General features: G+C 68.7%; 16 protein-coding genes. 9 read left to right on the plus strand and 7 right to left on the minus strand.

Translation table 11 applies throughout. The features are described 5' to 3' along the window. The first annotated feature begins 623 nt into the window (after positions 1 to 623). The 3 genes from AB0K43_RS21155 to AB0K43_RS21165 are packed head-to-tail and all read left to right on the plus strand — an operon-like array spanning position 624 to position 9687. Positions 624 to 3866 carry a helicase-related protein gene (locus tag AB0K43_RS21155; RefSeq protein ID WP_363641938.1) on the plus strand — a complete coding sequence of 1081 codons (3243 nt, stop codon included), beginning with the start codon at positions 624 to 626 and terminating at the stop codon, positions 3864 to 3866. Then, positions 3863 to 6718, plus strand: coding sequence for a DUF1156 domain-containing protein (locus tag AB0K43_RS21160; protein WP_363641940.1), 2856 nt, complete (start codon positions 3863 to 3865; stop codon positions 6716 to 6718). Before AB0K43_RS21155 ends, AB0K43_RS21160 begins: the two co-directional genes overlap by 4 nt. After that, positions 6718 to 9687: a DUF499 domain-containing protein gene (locus tag AB0K43_RS21165; RefSeq protein WP_363641942.1), complete on the plus strand. Its 2970-nt coding sequence runs from the start codon at positions 6718 to 6720 to the stop codon at positions 9685 to 9687. Before AB0K43_RS21160 ends, AB0K43_RS21165 begins: the two co-directional genes overlap by 1 nt. Positions 9688 to 10144: 457 nt before the next feature. Here the strand turns inward: AB0K43_RS21165 and AB0K43_RS21170 are convergent, their stop codons facing one another. The 5 genes from AB0K43_RS21170 to AB0K43_RS21190 form a co-directional block, all read right to left on the minus strand. After that, on the minus strand, positions 10145 to 12244 hold the full coding sequence (locus tag AB0K43_RS21170) for a glycosyl hydrolase family 28-related protein (protein WP_363641944.1): 2100 nt from the start codon (positions 12242 to 12244) through the stop codon (positions 10145 to 10147). Between the two features lie 153 nt (positions 12245 to 12397). Then, complete coding sequence (locus AB0K43_RS21175; RefSeq protein ID WP_363641946.1) at positions 12398 to 15160, minus strand: molybdopterin-dependent oxidoreductase; 2763 nt, start codon at positions 15158 to 15160, stop codon at positions 12398 to 12400. Further along, positions 15157 to 15981, minus strand: coding sequence for an FAD binding domain-containing protein (locus AB0K43_RS21180; protein ID WP_363641948.1), 825 nt, complete (start codon positions 15979 to 15981; stop codon positions 15157 to 15159). Before AB0K43_RS21180 ends, AB0K43_RS21175 begins: the two co-directional genes overlap by 4 nt. Before the next feature lie 158 nt (positions 15982 to 16139). Beyond that, a complete protein-coding gene (locus AB0K43_RS21185; RefSeq protein ID WP_363641950.1) occupies positions 16140 to 16796 on the minus strand; it encodes a hypothetical protein in 657 nt (218 codons plus the stop codon). 82 nt (positions 16797 to 16878) lie between these two features. Next, positions 16879 to 17349: a nuclear transport factor 2 family protein gene (locus AB0K43_RS21190; RefSeq protein WP_363641952.1), complete on the minus strand. Its 471-nt coding sequence runs from the start codon at positions 17347 to 17349 to the stop codon at positions 16879 to 16881. Positions 17350 to 17513: 164 nt separating this feature from the next. On the opposite strand from AB0K43_RS21190, the gene AB0K43_RS21195 reads away from it, so the two are divergent. The 5 genes from AB0K43_RS21195 to AB0K43_RS21215 all read left to right on the plus strand — a co-directional run bounded on the left by AB0K43_RS21195 (position 17514) and on the right by AB0K43_RS21215 (position 19828). Further along, entirely contained in the window at positions 17514 to 17948 is a 435-nt protein-coding gene (locus AB0K43_RS21195) for a cupin domain-containing protein (RefSeq protein ID WP_363641954.1), read from the plus strand. 62 nt (positions 17949 to 18010) lie between these two features. After that, complete coding sequence (locus tag AB0K43_RS21200) at positions 18011 to 18451, plus strand: MerR family transcriptional regulator (protein ID WP_363641956.1); 441 nt, start codon at positions 18011 to 18013, stop codon at positions 18449 to 18451. Between the two features lie 12 nt (positions 18452 to 18463). Beyond that, positions 18464 to 18790, plus strand: coding sequence for a thioredoxin (gene trxA / locus AB0K43_RS21205; protein ID WP_363642062.1), 327 nt, complete (start codon positions 18464 to 18466; stop codon positions 18788 to 18790). Positions 18791 to 18873: 83 nt separating this feature from the next. Next, positions 18874 to 19296: a MarR family transcriptional regulator gene (locus AB0K43_RS21210; protein ID WP_363641958.1), complete on the plus strand. Its 423-nt coding sequence runs from the start codon at positions 18874 to 18876 to the stop codon at positions 19294 to 19296. Between the two features lie 106 nt (positions 19297 to 19402). Then, positions 19403 to 19828 (plus strand): PPOX class F420-dependent oxidoreductase, encoded by a 426-nt coding sequence (locus AB0K43_RS21215; RefSeq protein ID WP_363641960.1) that lies wholly within the window; start codon positions 19403 to 19405, stop codon positions 19826 to 19828. Positions 19829 to 19891: 63 nt separating this feature from the next. Here the strand turns inward: AB0K43_RS21215 and AB0K43_RS21220 are convergent, their stop codons facing one another. Then, the gene (locus tag AB0K43_RS21220; protein ID WP_363641962.1) at positions 19892 to 20617 is read right to left on the minus strand and encodes an aquaporin; all 726 of its coding nucleotides are present in this window, start codon (positions 20615 to 20617) and stop codon (positions 19892 to 19894) included. Between the two features lie 204 nt (positions 20618 to 20821). Between AB0K43_RS21220 and AB0K43_RS21225 the strand changes: the two genes are divergently transcribed. Next, the gene (locus AB0K43_RS21225) at positions 20822 to 21598 is read left to right on the plus strand and encodes a MerR family transcriptional regulator (protein WP_363641964.1); all 777 of its coding nucleotides are present in this window, start codon (positions 20822 to 20824) and stop codon (positions 21596 to 21598) included. Positions 21599 to 21664: 66 nt separating this feature from the next. Here AB0K43_RS21225 and AB0K43_RS21230 read toward each other — a convergent pair whose 3' ends face one another. After that, the gene (locus AB0K43_RS21230) at positions 21665 to 22702 is read right to left on the minus strand and encodes a helix-turn-helix domain-containing protein (protein ID WP_363641966.1); all 1038 of its coding nucleotides are present in this window, start codon (positions 22700 to 22702) and stop codon (positions 21665 to 21667) included. Between the last annotated feature and the right edge of the window lie 82 nt (positions 22703 to 22784).

Genomic DNA, 22784 nt, shown 5'->3' on the forward strand with positions numbered 1-22784 from the left:
CCTGCTCGTCCCCGACTACCGGTGGGGCAGACTCCAGGCCAGCTCGCGCGAGCCGAATCCGGGGGACGCGATTCTGGGGCTCGCGTTCCTTGGTCGTCGCTGAGACGATCGATTTATCGATCAAAGTCGTCCCGTTGCAGGCCTGCTGCTCGCCCTCGACCAGCTCGGAGTCGCTCAGCAGCCAGGACGCTCGGCACGCCGCTGAGTCACTTCGTCCAGGCTGCCGCGCGCTCGCTCCGCGCATGCTCTCTCGAACGGAAGCGCCGGGAGTTGCACCCAGCACACATCGCGAGCACCGGGTGTGGCCGGTTTCCGCAGCCAGTACTGCCCAGTAACCGTCAGAGTCGTGAGCCGCAAGAAGGCAGGCGGCATGGAGCAACTACTCACGATGGCGTTGGAGGGTGGCAGCTTCGGCGGCGGTCCAGTCCGGGTGGGCAAGATGGTGGCCGCCGGAGTTTCGGGCCCGCTGTGGGCGGCGTGGACGACACGGCCCCTGGCGAGTGGAAGTCGGAAGAAGCCCCCGAGGCGTGCTCGCGCCGATCGATGCTGAAAAGATATCAATCTTGCTTCACAGCACATCACTTGTGCACAAAGAATACATCCGGGGGGAATGAGGGGGACTGGTGACTGCGATCGATCCGCGCGCACTGCCTGCTGCGGGCAGCCAGATCATCGTTGATGGAGAGCTGGTCACCGTCGTGGCCGCGATGCCAGCCACGGATGGCGTTGACCTCGTCATCCGTCGCGGCGATGGCACACTCGGTGATGCCGCACTCGACCACAGTGCGTTGGCCAAGGCGGTTGTACCGGTCAACGACGCACGTGGCGAGCCGGCAAAGGCTCTTGCGGCGATGTGGGGCCGGTGGATGCAGTTTGCCGTGCCACGCATTCGGTCGGCCGTCCTGGCTACCCGGCCGCTGCGTCCCTTCGCACACCAGGACGAGGCCGTCTTCACGCACATGCTTGCTCAACCTCGGCTGCGGTTTCTGCTCGCTGATGAGCCAGGAACAGGCAAGACGATCATGACTGGCATGTACATGGCCGAAGGGGTGCGCCGGGGCCTCATGCCCGGCAGGTCGATCATCATCGTGCCGGCGCACCTCGTCGAAAAATGGAAGCGTGACCTGCGGCGGTACTTCGCTATCGATGCGCAAACCCTGACCCCCGATGTCGCTCGGGATCCGAAAGACTTAGATCCGCGAGTCAGCGTGTGGGTCGTTTCCGTCGACACGTACACATACAACTTAGACGTCCGACGCAAGATCTCCGGTGCCCGCGCGTCGTGGTCCCTCACAGTCTTCGATGAGGCGCACCGGCTGACCCCAACCTCGCAGTACCTCGGAGCTGCCCGGGAGGTCGCCAATCGTACGCATCATCTCCTCCTTCTAACCGCCACACCTCACCGGGGGAAAGAGCATTTCTTTCGCGGCTTGCTGAATCTCCTCGACCCCACGTTGTACCCGTGGGACGAACGTCAGACCGAGTACGACACCGCACTCAAGCCGAGCACTCTGTCGTTCCTGCGGCGGATGAAGGAAGACCTTAAAGATCTCGAAGGAAACGACCTTTTCCCACGGCGGTTTGCTGAGACGGTGCCAGTGAAGCTGAGCGAGGTGGAGCTGGCTGCATACACGTCGGTGATGGGCTACGTTGACACGTTCTACGGAGCGAATGCCACCTTGGCCCGATCCATCTACGGTAAGCGGGCCGCGGCCTCTCTCGTCGCGGCCAGCACCACCATCCAACGCCGGCATGACGCGCTACGGGGCCCCGCAGCCAGTCGCGTGGACGCTGCGGTCCCTGACGAATTCAAGAACGGTGATGGACAGTCGCTAACGCTTTCGGTGGAGGACGACGGAGCTTGGCAGCGCCTCGAGGACGACGTTGTAGCAGCGCGGAGCAAAGACAGGAAGGCCGAGCTCGCCGCGATTGATGCTGTCATCACGCAGATCCGGCTGGCCAACAGCTCCGGGCCGACCTCGAAATGGATAGCCACGAAGGAGCTGCTCGTTCGGCACGACATTGCCCCCGGTCGCGGTCAGTTGCTCGTGTTCACTGAGTACGCTGACAGTGCCCGATGGCTCACCAAGCTCTTCGCTGACGACGGATATACGGTGGAGACTCTCGAGGGTGCGGTCGGGCACCACGATCGGGACAAGCTCCAGCAGCGCTTCCTCAATGGGGAATTCCAGGTCCTCGTCAGTACCGACGCTGGTGGGGAGGGTATCGACCTTCAGTCGGCCCACGTGATGATCAACTGGGATATCCCATGGTCGCTGGTGCGCCTTGAACAGCGGATGGGGCGCCTTCACCGCATCGGACAGACCGTGACCGTGCATATCTATCACTTGGTGGCCCCGCAGACCCGAGAAGGGCGCGTGCAGGAGGTTATCCTCGGCAATCTCGAACGTGCGGGAGAGGCCCTGCGGGGACGCATCTTCGACCTGCTCGATGCGACCGTCGCACGTACCGGATTTGACTACGCCACGGCCCTCGTTGAGGCTCAGCGCTCGCCATCATCGGGAGCAGTCGTTGCCATTCCAGGAGCCGAGGAACTCCTCAGCCACGCTCGTGAGTTGGTCTCGGATGAGGACAAGCTGCAAACTCCAGCGAACACCGCTGCGGCTATGGACCGATTCCGGGCTGACCGGCTCGAAGCGATCAACCCAGTTATCGTCGATGGCTTCCTGGATCAACTCTCCCGCGCTCAGGGCTGGACGCTCGGTCCTGGACCGGCGCGTGGAATCCGCACTGTGACCGCGACAGGTCTGCTGCCTCCTGCGCTGGGAGGAGAGCAAGAGCGGCTCGTGGCCGCCGACGGCGCCTCAGTGCGTAGGGCAATCAACGAGGGCGCCCAAGGACTCGACGACGCAGTCATCCTCGGGCCCACAGAGGAGCCGTTCAGCGAACTCGTGGATCTGGCACTGCGAAGTGGGGAGGCCGAGCTCGTTCGCGGCACTGTATTTGTTGACACCGCAAGCCTCACTGGCTACACCCTGCTGCTCTACGACGCCGAGGTCGAGGTTCATGACGGCGTGCGACGAAGTCGACGCAAGACCCCGCTACTCGTTCGCTTCAGCGGAGCGGGCGCGTTCGAGGCCGCATGGGAGTCACTGATGAACTTGCGGGTTGCGGTGCTGGGGGAGGTGTCAACGGTGCCGGGGCCAGCTCCGGCAATGCGTGCTGAAGGGCTGTCGGAAGCACAAGCGGCACTCCTCCGCGAGGTCAACCGGCAGAGAAATGAGCGTACAGCTTGGGCCGCGAAAGCCCGTCAGCAGCTGGACCAGGTCGAATACCGCTATCTAGCCGAGCTCGAGGAACTGGCACCCGACGTTCGCCGGGACCGAATGACGCAGTTCGATGTGCTCAAACGCCAGCGCCTCTCTCAACTCGAAGACATAGGGAGGGTCGCGCCGAGCGCACCACGGCTCGTCGGCTGGGCTCACGTCCTCGGCGGTGCCCGTGCTACCCAAATGGGTCACGACCCCGACAGCGAAGCGCTCGCAGTTACCACTGTGCTGGCGGAGCTTGAGCGGCTCGGCTTTCTCGTGGATGACCGTCAGACCGCCGGCGTTGGCTACGACCTGTTCGCCCGGCACGGTGCAACGGGCGAACAGCGGCTCGTCGAGGTCAAGGGCTTCAGCGGGAACCTGAAGCCGGTGTGGCTAGAGCAGCACGAATGGGCGCAGGCGCAACAACGCGGCGAGGACTACTGGCTGTACGTGGTCACCCGCTGCGCGACATCACCGACAGTCGTCGTCCGGGCTCAGGATCCTGCTTCGCAGCTCGCGAGTGGACCCCGGCGCATTGAGCGGTTCCAGATCAAGGTTGCGGACCTGAAGAGACTTATGGGAGACGGACAGTGAGCTTCATTGACGACGCGCCGATGGCGGCCGAAGTACCAGCCGCCCCTGGAGATGTACGGACCCGGTTGATCGACCGCTGGTTCCCTTGCGCGGCAGTGGATGCAGCCGTTGAGACACCGGCAGGCTCCGGTCTGAGTGAGAAGGCGCTCTTCACCTGGTTTGCCTCTCGTCCAATCGCGCAGGCGCGCGCCGCCGCTCTAACTAGCCTTCTGCCAGACGACCCTGACTTGCATGGCCTAGTTGAGCAAGCCGTTCTTGACGGAGACCACGGCGCTCTCGAAGCGCTCGCGAAGCGGATTGGAGAGCAGTACCCTGCCGGTCGACCAGTCCTGCTGGACATGTTCTCAGGTCGCGGCATCATCCCTCTTGAGGCAGCCCGCCTTGGTGTGACGACCGCAGCGCTCGACTTGAGCCCCGTAGCAATGCTTGCCACCAAGCTACTGACCGTCTATCCGCTCACAGACTGGGACCGGGAGCCAGGTCTGCCGTTCCATGCGGATCACGGCCGAAACGTTGTAGATGAGGAATTGTCGGATTCAGGACTATTTGCCTATGCGACGTCTGAACCGCGACTTGTCAGTGACGTGCGTATGGTGTTGGCCGAGGTCGGCAGACGGGCACTTGCCGCGGTCGAACCATACTATCCGAGAAATTCCGACGGAGAGCTTCCGTGGGGCTATTTGTGGGCAGTTTCCATTCCCTGTGACAACTGCGGCGAGCGTTTCCCTCTCGTGGGGTCAATGGCATTGCGCCACCCATATAAGTTTACCAATGATCCCGGTCAGGCATTCCGCTTGGTTCGAGATAGTAGCGGCTATTGGTATGCAGATGTGCACGAGGGGTCGCCCGTTGCAGATCCTACTTACTCTTCGGCTTCGGGCCGCCGTGGAAAGAGTGCACGTTGCCCTGAATGTCGCCATGTCCACAGTCTTGACGCGGTCAAAAATAAGGGCTTTGCAGGTCAGTACCGCGATGAGGTTCTAGCTGTAGCCGATCTGGTGCAGGTGTCGGCTCCGACAAAGAATAGCCCAAATCGCACAGTCGAACGCAAAGTCTTCCGTAATCTATCAAATGCTGATAGGGAAGCTGTCGGCGCGGCAAGTTCGGCACTGCTCAAGCTCGAGCCTTTTGGGGTCTTGAGTGCTATTCCAAATGAGGGAATTCCCGATGGAAATGCGAGCCAGATAGACGCCTCTGGGTATGGATTCCAGACATTCGCCAGTCTCATGGTAGACCGCCAAGCGCTTTATACAGCAGAACTGGTGCGGGCCATACGAAACTGCCACCAGGACATGCTAGCGGCCGGTGTAAGTGACAACTACGCGCTCGCCTTGACGTCGTATGCTTCGGGTAATCTTGTTCGCAAACTGCGGCGCTCCGGTCGAGGGTGTCGCGTGAACAAGCATGGAAAGCCCGATGGGTCCAAGCAAAACCGGCTAGATGCGCACGACATATTCGCAAACGAGAGTGGAATAACATTCACGTTCGACAGCTTTGAAACGGGCCCTGGCGCCGGCCCAGGCACATGGGGGTCCGTCTCTCGCAGTGGTCTTGCTCCTCTCGCTAAGCATTTGGCTGGCCTTCCTCAGCAGGCTCGTCCGGTCAAGGTTCGACGAGGATCCGCACTTGCACTTCCCTACCGAGACGGCAGTGTTGACGCGATCGTCACGGATCCGCCTTACTATGAAATGATCGCTTATAGCGATGTATCGGACTATTTCTACGTTTGGCTCCGGCGTGCAATGTTCGACATAGACCCGGACCTCTTTGCTGAGGGGGAATTGCAGAATAAGGCTGAGGAGATCATCCATAAGCCGAGCACGATTAAAAGCGAACATCGCACGAAACAGTTCTACGAGGACTCGCTGGCCCGAGCGTTCGGAGAGGCGCGGCGAGTTCTTCGAGCTGACGGCCACCTGGTGGTTGTTTTTGGGCACTCCGATCCTGAAGCATGGCGGCGACTCCTCTCGGCATTGCACGCAGCTGGCTTCGTCGTCACAAGCTCTTGGCCGTCGCGTACCGAGTCCAGCAATACTGGCGTTGCCAGTATTAAAGTGACGGTTACTATTGGCTGTCGGGTCGCTGCGGCTGTACGTCCAGTGGTAACTGCCGCGCAGGTTGACAGAGAAGTCGCTGAGGCAGTCAAGTCGGCTGTTCGCGAGTGGGATGCCGACGGCCTCGCGCTCACTGACCAGCTAATGGCTGCGTACGGCCCGGCGATGGAGGTCTACGGCCGGTACAACAGGATCCTCAAGCCAGATGGCAGTCGGGCTGAGCTTGACCGCTACCTCACCCTGTCCCGGTCCGCCGTACGTGACGCGACAGCCCTCAAGCTCGACGAGCTGCCCCTGGAGACATTCGACGCGCCTACCCGGTTCGCAGTCTTCTGGCAGCGGCTATACGCTCGCGGCGCCGTGCCCAAGGGCGAAGCACGCTTTCTCGCCCAGGCTGACAATCTCCGGATCGAAGATATGCGTGGCCCACTGCTCACCGAGAGCAAGAGTGGCTTCAAGCTTCGTCTGGATGCGCCTGACCAGATCAGTGAGCGGTCCTCGACATTCGAGGTAGTGCGCGCCATGGCTGCGGCCTGGGACAAGGGCGCGACCGAAGCTGTAGCCGGGGCCATGACCGCCGCTGATCGGCAGCCAACTGATGTGCACCTGTGGGCAGTGGTGGGAGAAATCATCGCCCAGCTGCCACCCAGCGACCTGGTGGCGAAGGCCCTTACCGCGATCCACCGCAACTCCGGCACGATCGGCAACCTCGTCCAGAGAGTCGCCACGGACGCGCATGCCGCAGCTGAAGATCCCCAGCTTGCTCTCGCCTTTGACAATGCCGAGGAGTCCTCGTGATGAGTTCCAGCGCAGTTCCGCACTGGGCCGACGTTCTGGCGCTGCGCCCCGAGGTGAAGGCATCCGACGGTTCCATCGGGGAGCTGCAGATGAGCCTGCACAAGGCCGTCTATCAGACTGTAGACGTGCCCTATCGCAAGGTTGACTACTACGTAGACATCACCCAGCCAACACCAAACCTGGTTGGGTTCTTCGGTCGTGTCGCGCGACGGTTGGGCACCCACAGCAATGCTACGGCGCTATTCCACCTCGACCAGGGGATGGGTGGTGGCAAGAGCCATGCGCTCGTAGGCCTGTTCCACATGGCAAACAGCCCCGCGCAGTTTTTTGCAACCGAGCTCGGCGGGAAAATCCTGCAGGAGGCGGAGCAGGGAGGCGTGGACGTTGACCTTAGCAGCGCCAAGGCCGTTGTTCTGACCGCAGACTATTTCAGCCCAGGAAAGACCAACGAAATCTTCGGGCCGGCGACGAGCCTATTCGAGCGATTCATCTGGTCTCTCGTTGACGGGGACATGGACCGCTACCAACGCTATATCGCTGGCGGACCAGACAAGGGGACCCTGCAGCAGGCCCTCATGGAAGCCGACCGGCCGGTTCTGATCCTGCTCGACGAGCTCATGGACTACGTACTACAGCTTTCCGACGCGAGCAACGTCGAACGGATGCCGGGCGAGAAAGCATTCCTCAACGCGCTCATGGATGCCTGCGATGATGTACCCCGAGTGGCGTTCGTCCTCGTCATGATCCGCAGCGAGTTCGACGAGCGCGGCTACCCGTTCCAGGCTCAGGACTTCCGCGCTTACGTCTCCGAGCGGCTGGTCCGAAACGGCACCACCGCGGCGGTTACCGAGTCGCAGGACTTTGCCTCTATCATCCAGCGCCGCCTGTTCGCAAATACCGACGTCATGCTGCCGACTGAGCTCCTGGCTCAGCAGTACATCACTGGTAGCGACGTGGCCTGGCGTGAGAAGGTCTTCGACAAGCTCGGACCCAATCGTGAGCTCGCCGGGTTCTCCGAGCGAATGGCGGCGAACTACCCGTTCCACCCGGATCTGATGCGTCTGGTCCGCGAGGAGTGGTCGCACGTGCAGAACTTCCAGCGTGTTCGCTCTACCGTCGCGATCTTCGCGCGGACGGCGCTGCACTGGGTCACTGAGCACCAAGCCGGACGATGGGCTCCTGGGCTGATCGGGGTGGGCGACATTCCCCTCACGGTCGCCCTGGAGCAGGTCTTGTCCTCCGGGCTGCTGATGAACAACGATCGTGCCATCCAGGGTTACCGCTCAGTGGCAACCACCGACGTCACCAGCACTGATGGGGCTAGTGGCCGCGCGGTTACCGTCGATGCCCGTCTTCGCACGGATGGGGTCACAGGTTGTCAGGCGGCAGCGGCTGTCCGCATGGCCAGTGCCTTGTTCTGCTACTCCATCGTTAACCGCCCTCGAGGAGGTAAGGGAGCGACCAAGGCAGAGCTGCTCGCGGCGATTTATGAGCCTGAGCCGACACCGGGGACGCAGTACACCGATGCAGAGGAGGTCTTCAACGCGCTAACGGGTGATCACGGCCTCGGGGCGCTCGAGGTCACCGCGCCATCTAACGCCCCGGCCCGCTACTACCTATCGATCAAGCAGACGCTGCGCATGTACTTCACCGCCGCAGTCGCTTTGGTCAAGCCCGAGGACAAGGATGACCTCATCTGGGAGCAGGCGCAGCGGCTTGGGCAGAAGGGTACGTTTGACGCCATACAGTTCGTTGGTGCCCCGGCAGCAGCCGGGCCGATCGACCGCACGCGTGTCTTCGAAGGTGTCGACAGTCCTGGGGAGAACCGACTCGTAGTGCTCGACCCGCGCCGATGGACGCTACTGAATGGCAAGGATACGCAGAGCCGCGCCGAGATCACTTCCGTGCTCGGGCTAGGCCCGGACCCGCTTCGGTTCGACAACTCTGCCAGCTGCGTAGTTGCCTGCGTCAACACTCAACGTCGTGCGATCGCCCAAAAGCGGGCCGCCGAAGTCATCGCCTGGCGCTATGTCGTGCGCCAACTCAACGCTGATTCCGAGGAGGAGTTGCGTGAGGCGCAGGCCAAGCGCAAGGAGGTCGAGGAGAAGTTCCGCCGTGACATCGAAAGGGCCTATCAGCACTACGCCTACCTCGTGCGTGCCGGTGATCTGCACATCGAGTTCAAGCGTTTCGACGACGACAGTCGGAGTTCTCTGCGCGGAGATCACGTTTGGACCGCCCTTGTGGAGGCCGGACGAGCTACACAAAAGCAGGGTTTGTCCGGCGTCTACCTCGAAACGCTCCTCGATGCCTTCGATCGAACGCTCACTCCACGCGAGGTCGTGCAGTCGTTCTACAAGAACCCGTCCTTCCCTCTAGTCCCGTCAACCGACGAGATTCGGCGGGTCGTATTCGATCTAGTGCAGAGCGGCTGGGAGTTCATTGACGCTGACGGTGAACCATTGGCTATCACGTCGCCTGCGCAAGTGTCGATCAACTCGATTCAGCAGTCACTGCGCCGCCGGCCCGTTGTGCCAGAGGCAGGGAGTGATCGCGGCACATCGGGCGCGACCCTCTCCGAGCGGCCCTTGCAAGAGGGCCAACCTGTGCTACCGGGTCAGCGAGCTATCAAGGCTACCGAGTTGTTCGAGGGACGCGAGAATGACTACCACGCGGACTTGGGAACGGTCGCCGATACCCCAGTAGTGGCCGGTATCGAGGAGGCGGTGGTGTACAAGCGCTACCGGCTAGAAATGTCGAACAAGAGCGTCACGTCCCCAGAGGCCCGCGAAGCCGTCTGGCAGCTGTTTCGGGAGCTTGCGAAGGTCATAGATACCGCTAACCCTGCCGATCATCAACTGCTCAGCCTCAACGTCACGCTGACGACGGCTGAGGGCCACCAAGGCGGGCTTGAGGACAAGACGAAGCAGGCTGGCGGCCGTGTACACGTCGAGGACGACGACTTTTAGTCAAGCCTGAACATGGACTCCAGGTGGGGTGAACGAGATCGCTGAGCAAGGGAGCGCTGCGCCGCGGCAGCGCTTCCGCTGAGGCTGCTCCCAGGGCGGTGACGGCGTGGTCAGCCGGAGCGTGCCAGATCCGTGCCAGAACGGACAGTGAACCACGGTCGGAAGTGGTCAAACCCGTCGTCCCGGGTGGCCATCAGGTCGTGAATCGCCGCAGGTCAGGGGGCCTTTCGGGCTGGAAGTGCCAAAGATTCCCAAGCTTATAGCGCGAGTTCGATTCTCGTCGCCCGCTCCAGCAGTAGAGCCCCAGGTCAATGACCTGGGGTTTTTCGTTGTTCGAACCCTTGCCGATGGCCGTGGGCGTCTTTCGATCGAGCGAGAGGCGCTGGCATGCCCGAGAAGGCCCACCCGGGACAAGGTGCCCCGTGGGCCGCGCTGCGGCCCACGGGGAGGGGGCGTGCTACCAGGGTGAGGGTGCCGGGGGTGTGACCACCGGTGGGCGGTCGTCGCAGGTGAGGGTGTTGGGGAGTTCCCAGGCGGCGAGCCAGGGGCCGGTGGTGCCGCCGCCCTCGTTGCCGCCGAGGTCGGTGAGGGTGAACTCGGAGCCGGCGGGGGTGAAGTGGAAGGTGCCGCAGTTGTTGACGCCGACCGCGCCGACGTGGCGGGCGTCCACGTTCTCGAAGGAGGCCGAGCCGGCCGCGCGGGCGCTGAGCACGGAGGTGCCGGCGCCGTCGACCCGGATGTCCTTGAAGCGCAGGCCGGTGATCGAGTAGCGGTCCTTCACCGGCCAGTCGGCGACCAGCATGATCGCGTTGTAGCCGTTGTCGAGGAAGGTGTCCCCGGTGACCTGGATGTCGGCGGCGATGTCCCGGTCCAACGCGTAGAACCAGAGGGCGCCGAGGCCGATGTTCCAGTTCAGCTCATAAGTGCCGGCGCGGACGGTGGTGTTGTCTGTGATCCGCAGCTGCCCGGTGAACAGCTCGGCGCCGAAGCGGGAGCCGACCTGGATGGCGCTGCCCTCCCGGACGGGGTCGGCGATCAGGTTGCGGGAGATCGTGTTGTCGCTGCCGCCGTACACCGCGATGCCGTTGGCGAGCACCGGGGTCTGCACGGTGTTGTGGTCGACGGTGTTGCCCGCGTCCTCGGCCCGCTCGGACCACAGGGCGAGCCCGTCGTCGCCGGTGTTGCGGACGAAGTTGTCGCGGACCACGGAACTGCGCACGCCGGTGTGGAAGTTGAGACCGTCGGCGATCTGGTCGGCGATCACGTTGCCGCGCACCGTCAGGTTCGACATCGGGCCGTCGAACCACAGGCCCACCTTGGTGTGGTGGATGTAGAGGCCTTCGATGCTCGAGTCGCTCATCGCCCCGCCGACGCCGTTCACCTGGTCGGTGTCGATCCGCTCCCGGACGTCGCCCTCGATCGCGAAGCCGGACAGGTGGACGCCCGAACTGCCGCCGGCCGCCGCGTCCTTGCCGTAGAAGCCGACGCCGGTGTGCACCGAGCCGTCGGGGGCCGGCGCGGGCAGGTCGACCTGGTGGCCCGTGACGATCGTGTACCAGCTGCCGGCGCCCTCGATCGTCACGTCGTCGACCAGGATGTGCCGGTTCACCTGGTAGGTGCCGAGCGGCAGGTAGACCTTGAGGTGGCTGCGCCGGGCGAACGCGATGGCCCGGTCGATCGCGTCGGCCGAGTCACGCCGGCCGGTCGGGTCCGCCCCGAAGGCCAGCACGTTCGCCGCCACCAGGTCGACCTTCGGGGCCCCGACCAGCTGCGAGTCGAGCAGGTCGATCACCGTCCAGGCGGCGTTGCTGCCGGGCGGGACGGTGAGCCGGACGCGGTCGCCCGCCCGGTAGGTGCGGCCCAGCAGCAGGCGCTGCTCGTCGTAGGCGTGGTTGGGCCGGAACGGCTTGGCGACGGCCGGCGCCGGGGTGGTGGCGGCGGGCACGCACGAGCACTCGGTGATCCACCAGTCCGGGTGCAGCAGATCCGCGCCGGGGTCGTTCGAGAACGGGTACTGGTTGTACAGCCACGCGTAGCGCGAGCTGAGCGTCATCGTGGTGCGGGCCCGGCCGTTGACGGTGAGGTCCAGCGGGGCGGTGATGCCGCCGCCGCCCGGCGCGTCCGGGATGCTGTACCGCACCGTGACGGCGTCGGCCGCACCCGGCAGGGTGAACTCGACGTACTGGCCCGGGGCCAGCCGCACCGCCCGGCGGCCGGAGGCCTCCGCGGCCAGGGTGTACGCGCTGCGGTCCGGGCCGACCACCGTGCCGTCGGTGGCGGCGTTCTCCGCCTCCTGCTCGGCGAACGGGACGTCCGCGCCGCGGCCGGCCACCAGCGCCGGGTCGAGCGCGGCCCGGGTGACGACCGGCGCCGGGCCAGAACCGGCCCGGGCGTCCCCGGCCCGGGCGTCCCCGACCCGTGCATCGGCGACGGCCGCGCCGCCGAGCGCGACGCCGAGCCCGAGGGCCACCGCGGTCAGTGCGGCCAGCGCTCCCGCGGCCCTCCGGCGCGGGCGGCCCGGCCGCCCCGGCCCAACTCCCGTGCTGCTGCGTGACATCGAATGCTCGCCTCTCTGGGGTGGGTGGGCGCCCGGGCGGCCCGCGGGGTGCGGACGCCACGAGGGTGAGGCGACAGTAGGGCGCCCCGCCCGGGCCCACAAGGCACCTGGCGAACATTTTCTTGTTGATGTCTGATTATTGCGTGAAGAGCATCACTCGTTGCGGGCCGGAGAGTGGCCCCGTCGCTCCGCGATCGCCAGCCAGACCTTGTCGCGCAGCAGCGGGACCTCGGTGAAGCGGATCCCGGTCGCGTCCCGCAGGGCGTTGGCGAACGCGGGGGCGACCGGGTTGAACGGGCTCTCGCTCATCGACTTGGCGCCCAGCGGCCCGATCGCGTCGGAGGTCTCCATGAAGTGCACCTCGGTACGCGGGACGTCCGCGTAGGCGGGCAGCCGGTAGCGGCGGAAGGCGGCGGTGGTGACCTGGCCCTCGTCGTCGACCAGGACCTGTTCGAACAGGGTCGCGCCGAGCGCCTGGGCGACCCCTCCCTCGACCTGGCCGCGGCACTGCATCTGGTTCACCACCCGCCCCGCGTCGGCCGCGTGCACGCTGCGCAGGATCCGGATCTCGCCGGTGTCGGGGTCGACCGCGAGCCGGAACCACTGCGCGTTGAAGGCCACCGAGCGGGGGGAGCCGCCCCAGTGCCCGTCGGCCGAGAGCGCCACCTCCCGGCCGCGGGCGGCCTCGAAGAGCTCCTTCAGCGCGACCGTCCGCCCGTCGCAGTCGACCGCGTCCGCCGTCAGCCGGCACAGGCTGCGCGGGGTCCGCGCGTACTCCGCGGCGAACGACAGCAGCTGCTCGGCCAGGGCGTTGGCCGCCTTCATCACGGCCTTGCCGGCGACCACCGTGCCGGCCGACCCGAACGCCCCGGTGTCGTGCTTCACCACGTCGGTGTCGGACTGCCGGACGGCGATCCGGTCGACCGTGGTGCCGAGCGCGCCCGCGGTGATCTGCTTGTGCACGGTGGTGGTGCCGTTGCCGAACTCCGCGGTGCCGACGGCGATGTCGTAGGTCCCGTCCTCCAGCAGCTTCACCGTGGCGTCGGCGAAGTGGCCGCCGGGCGGCCCGGTGGCGATCATCGACATGGCGGTGCCCTGCCCGACCAGCCAGCCCTCGGGCGCGTCCTCGGCGCTGCGGTCCTCGGCGATGGCGTCGCGGACCACCTGGAGGCACTGGTCGAGGCCGTAGCTGGCGATGTGCAGGTCCTCCTCCTCGCCGCCCGGGCTGACCATGTGCTCGCCGGGGCCGATGATGTTGCGCTCGCGGAAGACCAGCGGGTCGATGCCCAGCCGCCGGGCCATCTCGTCCATCGCCGACTCCACGGCGAAGGTCACCTGCCCCAGCCCGTAGCCGCGGAACGCCCCGGCCGGCACGCAATTGGTGTACACCGAGTAGGCGTTGACCTTCTTGTGCGGGGCCCGGTAGACCGCCATCGACTCGCCGACGCTGTGGAACATCACCGCCGGCCCGTGGTTGCCGTACGCGCCGGTGTTGGAGACCACCCGGAGCTGGAGCGCGGTGAGCGTGCCGTCCGCCTTCGCGCCGGCCTTGATCCGGATGGTGAACGGGTGCCGGGTGGTGGCGCCGTAGAACTGCTCGGGGCGGGTGAACTCCAGCTTCACCGGCCGCTTCAGGCGCATCGCGGCGAGCAGCACGATGTCCTCGACCAGCATCTCCTGCTTGCCGCCGAACCCGCCGCCGACCCGGCCCGCGACCACCCGGACGTAGTCCTTCGGCAGGTCGTACAGGGCGCACAGGGCGCGCCTGGTGAGGAACGGGACCTGGGTGCTGGAGCGGACCACGATCCGCTCCCCGCCCTCCTCGCCCTCCTCGCCCTCCTCGAAGTAGGCGAGCGCGCCGTGCGTCTCCAGGCTGGCGTGCTGCACCCGCTGGGTGCGGAAGGTCTCCTCGTACACCAGGGCGGCCTCGGCGAAACCCTCCATCACGCTGCCGATCTCGCCGTGCACCTCGCCGCAGACGTTGCTCTCCGGACGGGCGATCCGCGACTCCGGGCCCTTGGGGTGGAGCACCGGCGCGCCGGGTGCCATCGCCAGCTCCGGATCGATCACGAACGGCAGCACCTCGTACTCCACCGCGATCCGGCGGCAGGCCTCCTCCGCGGCCCCCTCGGAGTCGGCGACCACCGCGGCCACCCGCTGGCCGGCGAACCGGACCACGTCGTCCAGCACCCGGGTGTCGTCCGGGTCCTCGGTCGGGTGCTCGTGCCGGGCCGAGGAGAACAGCCGCTCGGGGGCGTCGTGGTGGGTGAGCACCAGGTGTACGCCGGGGACCCGCAGCGCGCGGGAGGTGTCGATGGAGACGATCCGGGCGTGCGGGTGCGGGGAGCGCAGCAGCTTCATGTGCAGCAGCCCCTCGACCTCGACGTCGAAGGTGTAGCGGGCGGTGCCGGTGACCACCAGCGGCCCGGCCGGCGCAGCCAGGCTGCGGCCGACCGCCTGCCCCGCGCCGGGCTCCTCGGCGTGCTTGACCCCGCGCACCGCGTCCTCGATCGCCCGGTAGCCGGTGCACCGGCACAGGTTTCCCTTCAAGGCCCGCGGCAGGTCGGTCAGTTGATCCTCGTCCAGGGCGGAGGCGGTCATCAGGAAGCCGGCCGTGCAGAAGCCGCACTGGAAGCCCTGCGCGTCCAGGAACCGCTGCTGCATCGGGTGCAGTTCACCGTCCTCGGCCAACCCCTCGACGGTGGTCACCGAGCGGCCCTCGGCCCGCACGGCCGGGTAGAGGCAGCTGTGCACGGGCTCCCCGTCCACCTGCACGGTGCAGGCGCCGCAGTCGCCCGCGTCGCAGCCCTTCTTCACCCCGAACCAGCCGCGGTCGCGCAGGTAGGTGCGCAGGCACTGCCCCGGCCGGGGCTCGGCGTCGAAGGACCTGTCGTTCACCCGCATCTCGAAGCTCATCGCCCGGCCTCCTCGACCAGTTCGCGGCGGATCTCCTCGGCGAACCGGAAGGTCATGTGCCGGCGCCAGGCCGGCAGTCCGTGGATGTCGTCGAAGTACTCGTCCGGCGCGACGGCGTACTCGACCGCCTCGCGCAGCGCCGCCGCGTTCGGCGGCAGCGGGAACCACAGCCGGATCGGCCGGACGGTCGAGGCGGTGACGGTGATGGTCAGCGCCCCGTCCAGCGGATCGAGGGCGCCGATCAGCAGCGCGCCCGAGCGGCCCAGTCCGTATAGCGAGGCCTGCCGGAACGCGGTGCGCGCGCCCAGTGCCCGGGCCGGCAGCGTCACCGAGCGCAGCAGCTCGCCGCGGTCCAGCGCGTTGCGCCCGGCACCGGTGACGAACCGCGCCACCGGCACCCGGCGGACCGCCCCGGTCTGGGCCCACAGCTCGCCGACCCCGTCGAGCGCGGCGGTCAGCGAGATCATCGGCCCGGCCGGCAGCGAGTTGCAGAGGTTGCCGCCGACGGTGGCCATGTTCCAGATCTTCCAGGAGGCCAGGAACGCCCGGCAGCACTGCTCGAACAGCGGCCGGGCCGGCCACGCCGCGGCCCCGGCGAAGCGGGAGAGCTGGGCGATGGTGCAGGTCGCGGCGATCTCCAGGCCGCCGTCGGCGGTCACCCGCAGCGGCTCCCAGCCGGTCCGGCTCAGGTCGATCAGCCGGCGGATGTGCGGTTGCGGCTCGGAGAACAGGTAGGTGCCCCCGCCCAGCCAGGCGTCACCCGGCTGCCAGCCGCCGCGACGCCGGGCGTCGCGCACCTCCAGCACCGTGTTCAGATCCACGTCGTCCACCGTCCTCGACAGCTCGATACGGTGATTGAAGCAACGCGTGACCTGCGGGGACGAGTGTCACCGCACACCGGCTGCGCCGCCCGGGGCTGGAGGATCGACCAGCGCCGGCGGCCCCCGGAAGGGTGCTCAGGCGCCCCCCGGAAGGGTGCTCAGGCGGCTGCGCCCAGCGCCCTGGCGAGCAGCCGGCCCTGCCGCCCGGCAGGCCCCCGGGTGCCCTGGCCGCGGGCGCCGGCCAGGGCCGGCCGGAGCTCGACCAGCCGGTGGGCCAGGGCCGGGCGCTGCTCCTGGGGTGTCCCGGTGGCGGCGAGGGCGGCGGCCACCGTGACGGCGGCGTCGGGCGGCAGGGTGGCGGCGCGCAGCGCGGGCAGCAGGAGCAGCAGCCGGGGGTGCCGGGCGGTGATCCCCTCGCTGGTGCCCGGGTGGCGGGCGGCGTGCAGCAGCTCGGACCAGCTGAGGCCGGGCCCGGCGGGCCGGCCGCCGGTGCGGGCGAGCAGCCGGGGGCGGCGCCAGTGCGGATGGGTGAGCAGCAGGTCCAGGGCGGTCGGGCGGGGCACGGCCAGCACGGTGTGGTCGTGCTCCAGCGGGACCTTGGCGATCGGTCGGCCGGCGGCCCCGGCCAGTGCGGCGCGGGCGGCGTCGGCCGCCGCCCGGCTGACCCCGAAGGCCGCTCCGGCCGGCGTGCCCCCGCCGGCCTCCTCGGCCGGTGGCGGCAGGTACCGGGGCAGGTAGGCGGCCCAGAAGCCGGGCAGCGTCAGTGGCCCCTCGTCCGGCTCGGGCAGCCCGTCGACCTCTTCAGGGATCAGCACAGGGCCATCCTGGCATCCGACACCGACACTGCGGGAGAGGGCCTCGGCCGAGCCGCGGGCCGGGCCCCGCCCGGTACGGCCGTCAGGACGGCCGTGGGCCGGACCACTCGTAGCGCTCGCCGGCGGCGCGCGGGCCGTGGATGGTGCGCTCGGCCTCGGTGATGGCGAGATCGTTGATCGAGGCTTCCCGGCGGCTCATCAGGCCCTGCGGGTCGAACTCCCACAGCTCGTTGCCGTGGCTGCGCCACCACTGGCCGTTGGCGTCGCGCCACTCGTAGCAGAACCGCACGGCGATCCGGTTGCCGGTGAAGGACCACAGGTCCTTGCGCAGCGCGTAGTCGAGCTCCCGCTCCCACTTGCGGGTGAGGAAGGCCTCGATCGCGGCCCGGCCGTCGACGAACAGGTCGCGGTTGCGCCAGCGGGAGTCGGGTGTGTAGGCCTGTGCGACCCGGTGCGGGTCACGGGAGTTCCAGGCGTCCTCGGCGGCCTGGACCTTGGCGCGGGCGCTTTCCTCGGTGAACGGGGGCAGGGGTGGCCGGGTGGCTTCGGGCATGGGGTGCTCCTGGCTTCGGGTGCTGCGATCTTCTAACCCTTGAATCATGTAGTAATGGTTAGAGATTGGCAAGGAGGGCGGCCCGAGGGGGCCGCTCGGCCCGGTCGCTGTGGCTATCGTGTCCGGCCGAAGAGGCATCCACGGCAAGGACGTTGGGGGCGGACATGGGCGGCGGCAGGACCACCAGGGGTGAGCGGCGGCGCGGGGCCGGCGCGATCGGACCGGCCGCCGCGGCGCCGGGGGTGAGCGCCACCGTGCTCGCCAAGGGCACCACCGCCGGCTCCGTCTCGATCCGCAGCAAGGGCCGTACGGACGTGGTGGTCCGCGAGATCACCATCCAGCCCGGCGGCTCGACCGGCTGGCACTACCACCACGGGCGGCTGATCGCGGTGGTGCGGTCCGGCGCGCTCACCCGGGTCCTCGACGACCGCTCGGTGCACACCGTCACCGCCGGTCAGTCCTTCGTCGAGCCGGCCGGCCGGCGGCGGGTGCACATCGGCCGCAACCTCGGCAGCGAACCCGTCGTCCTCTACGCGACCTACCTGCTGCCCGAGGGCAGCCCGCTGGCGGTGGACGCGCCCGCCCCGGGCTGCCGCTGAGCGGAGCCCGGCCCGGGACGGGGCTGGCCTTGACGTCCGGGGCAAGGTCTACCGTCGGTCCCATGCGGATCGGCGAACTGGCGGCGCGGGCGGGAACGACCACCCGCACCCTGCGGTACTACGAGTCGCGCGGGCTGCTGCCCGCACGGCGCTCCGGCAACGGCTACCGGGCCTACGACGAGGAGGATCTGCGGCTGCTGCGGCAGATCCGCACCCTCCAGGACTTCGGCTTCGGGCTGGAGGAGACCAGGCCGTTCGTCGAGTGCCTGCAGGCGGGCCACCCGGCGGGCGACGCCTGCCCGGCCTCGCTCGAGGTGTACCGGAGCAAGCTGGCCGAGCTGGACGCCTGCCTGGAACAGCTGCAGTCGGTCCGCGACCAGGTCGCGGCGCAGCTGGAGCGGGCCGAGCTGGAGCGGGCCGAGCTGGCCCGCGCGGCCGCCCGGCCGGGTGGGCCGGCGCCGCAGTGCGAGCTGTCCACGGTGCGTGGACCGCAGACGAGTTGAGGGGATCAGATGATGGCAGTGGAGCTGCAGACGGTCACCGACCGGAGCTTCGAGCAGGAGGTGCTGGCGGCCGAGCGGCCGGTGCTGGTGGAGTTCACCGCCGACTGGTGCCCGCCCTGCCGGATGCTCGCGCCGGTGCTGGCCGAGATCGCCCGGGAGGAGTCCGACCGGTTCCGGGTCGTCCAACTGGACGTCGACGCCAACCCGGAGACCCAGGCCGCGTACGGGGTGCTGTCGATGCCGACGCTGATGCTCTTCCGGGGCGGCGAGCCGGTCCGTACGCTGGTCGGCGCGCGGGCCAAGGCCCGGTTGCTGCGCGAGCTCTCCGACCTGGTGTGACCTCCGGGGTCGGCCGGGGGCTGCGAACCCGCGGCGAGCCCCTACCGTGGGGGGCAGCAACCGGATCCTAAGGAGCAACCCCCATGCCCGACCGCGACGCCGCGCTGGAGACCATCCAGCGGGAGCTCACCGCGTTCGCCCGCCGGGCCCGTCACAAGGCCGCCCAGCTGCACCCGGACCTCTCGCTGGTCACCTACAGCATGCTCGACCTGGTGAACGAGCGCGGTACCTGCCGGGGCGCCGACCTGGCCTCGCACTTCATGCTCGACAAGTCCACGGTCAGCCGCCAGGTCGGCGCGCTGGAACGGCTCGGCCTGCTGGCCCGGGAGGCCGACCCGGAGGACCAGCGCGGCCAGTTGCTGCGGCTCACCGACGCCGGCACCCAGCTGCTGGCCGAGGCGTACCAGCAGCGCCGGCGCTCCTTCACCAAGCGCTTCGAGACCTGGTCGGACGAGGACATGGCGACCTTCGCCGGCTACCTGGTCCGCTACGGCGAGGCGGACTGACCCACCCCGCGGCCGTCCGGCGCGCGGGAACGGCTCCGCCCGGCCCGCCGCCCCCGCCCGGCCCGCCGCCTGGCTCCGGCCGGGCGGCTCGGCCAGGATGGGGCGCATGACCCGAATGACCGAGCCCCAGTGGCGCGAGTTCCTCAGCCACGGCACCCGTACCGGCAAGCTCGCCACCACCCGCGCCGACGGCGGCCCGCACCTGGCCCCGATCTGGTTCCTGCTGGACGGCGACGACCTGGTGTTCAACACCGGCAAGGACACCGTCAAAGGCCGCAACCTGGCCCGCGACGGCCGGGTGATGCTCTGCGTCGACGACGACCGGCCGCCGTTCGCCTACGTCGTGGTCCGCGGCACCGCCTCGATCAGCGAGGAGCTGTCCGAGGTGCGCGCCTGGGCCGGCCGGATCGCGGCCCGCTACATGGGCGAGGACCGGGCCGAGGAGTACGCGGCGCGCAACGGCGTACCCGGTGAGCTGCTGGTCCGGGTGAAGATCGAGAAGGTGACCGGGGAGCTGGGCGTGGCCGACTGACCGGTCGGCACCCCGCCCTGCCCCGCCCCGCCCCGCCCCGCTCCGCCCCGCCCGGCCGCGTGTTCAGGCCGGGGCGAGGAGTTCCCGGGCGTCGTCCGGCGCCCGGTCGCGCCCGCGGCCGAACAGCACCGGCACCAGGGCCAGGCCCACCACCGCACCCGCCGCCTGCGCCAGCACGAAGGCCGGCACCGACGCCGGCGCGATCCCGGTGGAGCCGTCGCTCAGCGCCCGGCCGAGGGTCAGCGCCGGATTGGCGAAACTCCCCGACGAGGTGCCCCAGCAGGCCGCCCCGACCCAGGCCGCCACCGCCACCGGCAGCAACCGCGCCCGGCCGCCGCGCACCAGCCCGACCACCAGCAGGATCAGCACCCCGGTCGCCACCCCCTCGGCGAGCCACAGATGCCCGGCCGCCCGCCGCTGCCCCGCGAGCTGCACCAGGGGCCGCTCGAACATGGCGTTCGCCAGCCCCGTGCCCAGCACCGCGCCCGCCGTCTGCGCCAGCACGTAGCCGCCCAGCTCGCGCAGGGTCGGCCCGAGGCCGCTGCGCCGCTCGCTCCACCAGGCGGCGGCCGACACCAGCGGGTTGAAGTGCCCGCCGGAGACGGGCGCGAACAGCGCGATCAGCAGGGCCAGCGCCAGCACCGAGGCGAGCACGTTGGCGAGCAGCTGCACCCCGCCGTCCCGGCTCAGGCCGGCGGCCCGGATGCCGGAGCCGACCAGGACGGTGGCCAGCACCGCGGTGCCGACCGCCTCGGCGGCCAGGCGGCGGGGCAGCGGAGTCGTCATCATGGCGTTCATCCTGTTCAACGGCGCACGGCCGGACAATTGGCCGGTGTGCCGAAGTACCGGCCGCTCTCCGCGCGTCCCGCTCGGAGACTCGTACGGCGTACGCCCCCGGCGCCCGGAGCCCGACGGCACCGCCGGGAGCCCGCGGCTTGACCCTCACGCGACGTGAGGATCCAGGCTGGAGCCAGGAGAGAAGGGAGGACCCCGATGCCCTCGGCGGACAGCTACACCGTGGGACAGCTCGCCAGAATCGCCAAGGTGACGGTGCGCACCCTGCACCACTACGACGAGATCGGCCTGCTGTCGCCCGGTGGCCGCACCTCGGCCGGGTACCGCCGCTACGCGGACGCGGACCTGGACCGGCTGCAGCAGATCCTGTTCTACCGCGAGCTCGGGTTCCCCCTCGAGGAGATCGCCGCCATCCTGGACGACCGCTCGGTCGGTCCGTCCGAGCACCTGCGCCGGCAGCACCGGCTGATCGGTGACCGGATCAGACACCTCCAGGACCTGGCCGCGGCGGTCGAACGAGCGATGGAGGCAAGGACGATGGGCATGCAGCTGACCCCGGAGGAGAAGTTCGAGGTGTTCGGCCCCGACTACGACGAGGGCTGGGAGGCCGAGGCCGGGCGGAAGTACGGCGGCTCCGAGCCCTGGGCGCAGTCCCAGCGGCGCACGGCCGGCTACGCCAAGGCCGACTGGGAGGAGATCAAGGCGGAGGGCGAGGAGCTCAACGGCCGCCTGGTGGCGGCGTTCACGGCGGGGCTGCCGGCCGACTCGGTGCGGGCGATGGACCTCGCCGAGGAGCACCGGCAGCAGATCACCGCCCGGTTCTACGACTGCGGCTACGAGATCCACCGCGGCCTGGCCGCGATGTACCTCGCGGATCCGCGGTTCACCGCCACCTACGAGAAGCTGGCGGTCGGCCTCGCGCGGTGGACGCACGACGCGATCATCGCCAACGCGGACCGGCACACCGGCGGCTGACCTCGCGGGCGACCGGTGCCGGCCGGGCGCCGCAGGCCTGGCACCCCCGCCCGCCGGCAGCGGGGCTCAGGCCGCCCCGCGGCCGAAGGTGCGCCGGTAGGCGGTGGGGGAGGTGTGCATGGTGCGGCCGAAGTGGTGCCGGAAGGTCGCGGCGCTCTCGAAGCCGACCGCACCGGCGATCTCCTCCACCGTGCCGTCCGGGGATTCCAGCAGCGGCAGGCTGGCGGCGATCCGCTGGGTGATCACCCAGCGCATCGGACTGGTGCCGTTGCGGGCGGTGAAGTGCCGCAGGTAGGAGCGGTCGGACATCCGGGCGGCCCGGGCCAGCAGCGGCACGGTGAGCGGCGCGGCGAGGTGGTCCAGCGCCCAGCGCATGGAGCGGGCGATACCGTCGTCCTCCTCCTCGACCGGCCGGACCGCCGCCTCGATGAACTGCGCCTGGCCGCCGTCCCGGTGCGGCGGCACCACGAACCGGCGGGCCACCGTGTTGGCCACCTTGGCGCCGTGGTCGCGGCGCACCAGGTGCAGGCACAGGTCGATCCCGGCCGCGCTGCCCGCGCTGGTCAGGATGGTCCCGTTGTCCACGTACAGCACGTCCGGGTCGACCCGCACCGCCGGGTGGCGCTGCTGGAGCAATTCGGCGTACCGCCAGTGCGTGGTGGCCGCCAGGCCGTCCAGCAGTCCGGCGGCGGCCAGTGCGAAGGCGCCGGAGCAGATCGAGACGATCCGGGCCCCGCGCTCGTGCGCCGTGCGCAGCGCGGCGACCAGGCCGGGCGAGACCTCGCCGGTGAAGGGGTTGGGCACGGCCAGCACGACGACGGTGTCGGCGGCGGCCAGCTCCTCCAGCCCGTGCGGGGCGCTCAGGGTGAAGCCGCCGACCGCGTTCAGCGCGGCCCCGGGCCGGTCCGCGCAGACCTTCACGTCGTACCAGGGCGCCGCCAGCAGCCCGGTCACCTCCGGCCGCGCCAGGCCGAACACCTCGACCACCACGCCGAGTTCGAACGGGGCCATGCCGTCGACGACGTACACGGCGACGGTGTGCACGGGCTCCGGGCGCCGTCCGATGCTGACGGCCACCGGGCCGCCGGTCCGCTGCTCGGTCACTGTTCTCCCCACTTGCGCAGCCTGGCGGGATCTTGACGAGTGTAGTCGTACCCGCCACTGTCGGGGCGCGGTGCCCGGACCG

The organism is Kitasatospora sp. NPDC049258, from assembly GCF_040678895.1.
Classification (GTDB): Bacteria; Actinomycetota; Actinomycetes; order Streptomycetales; family Streptomycetaceae; genus Kitasatospora.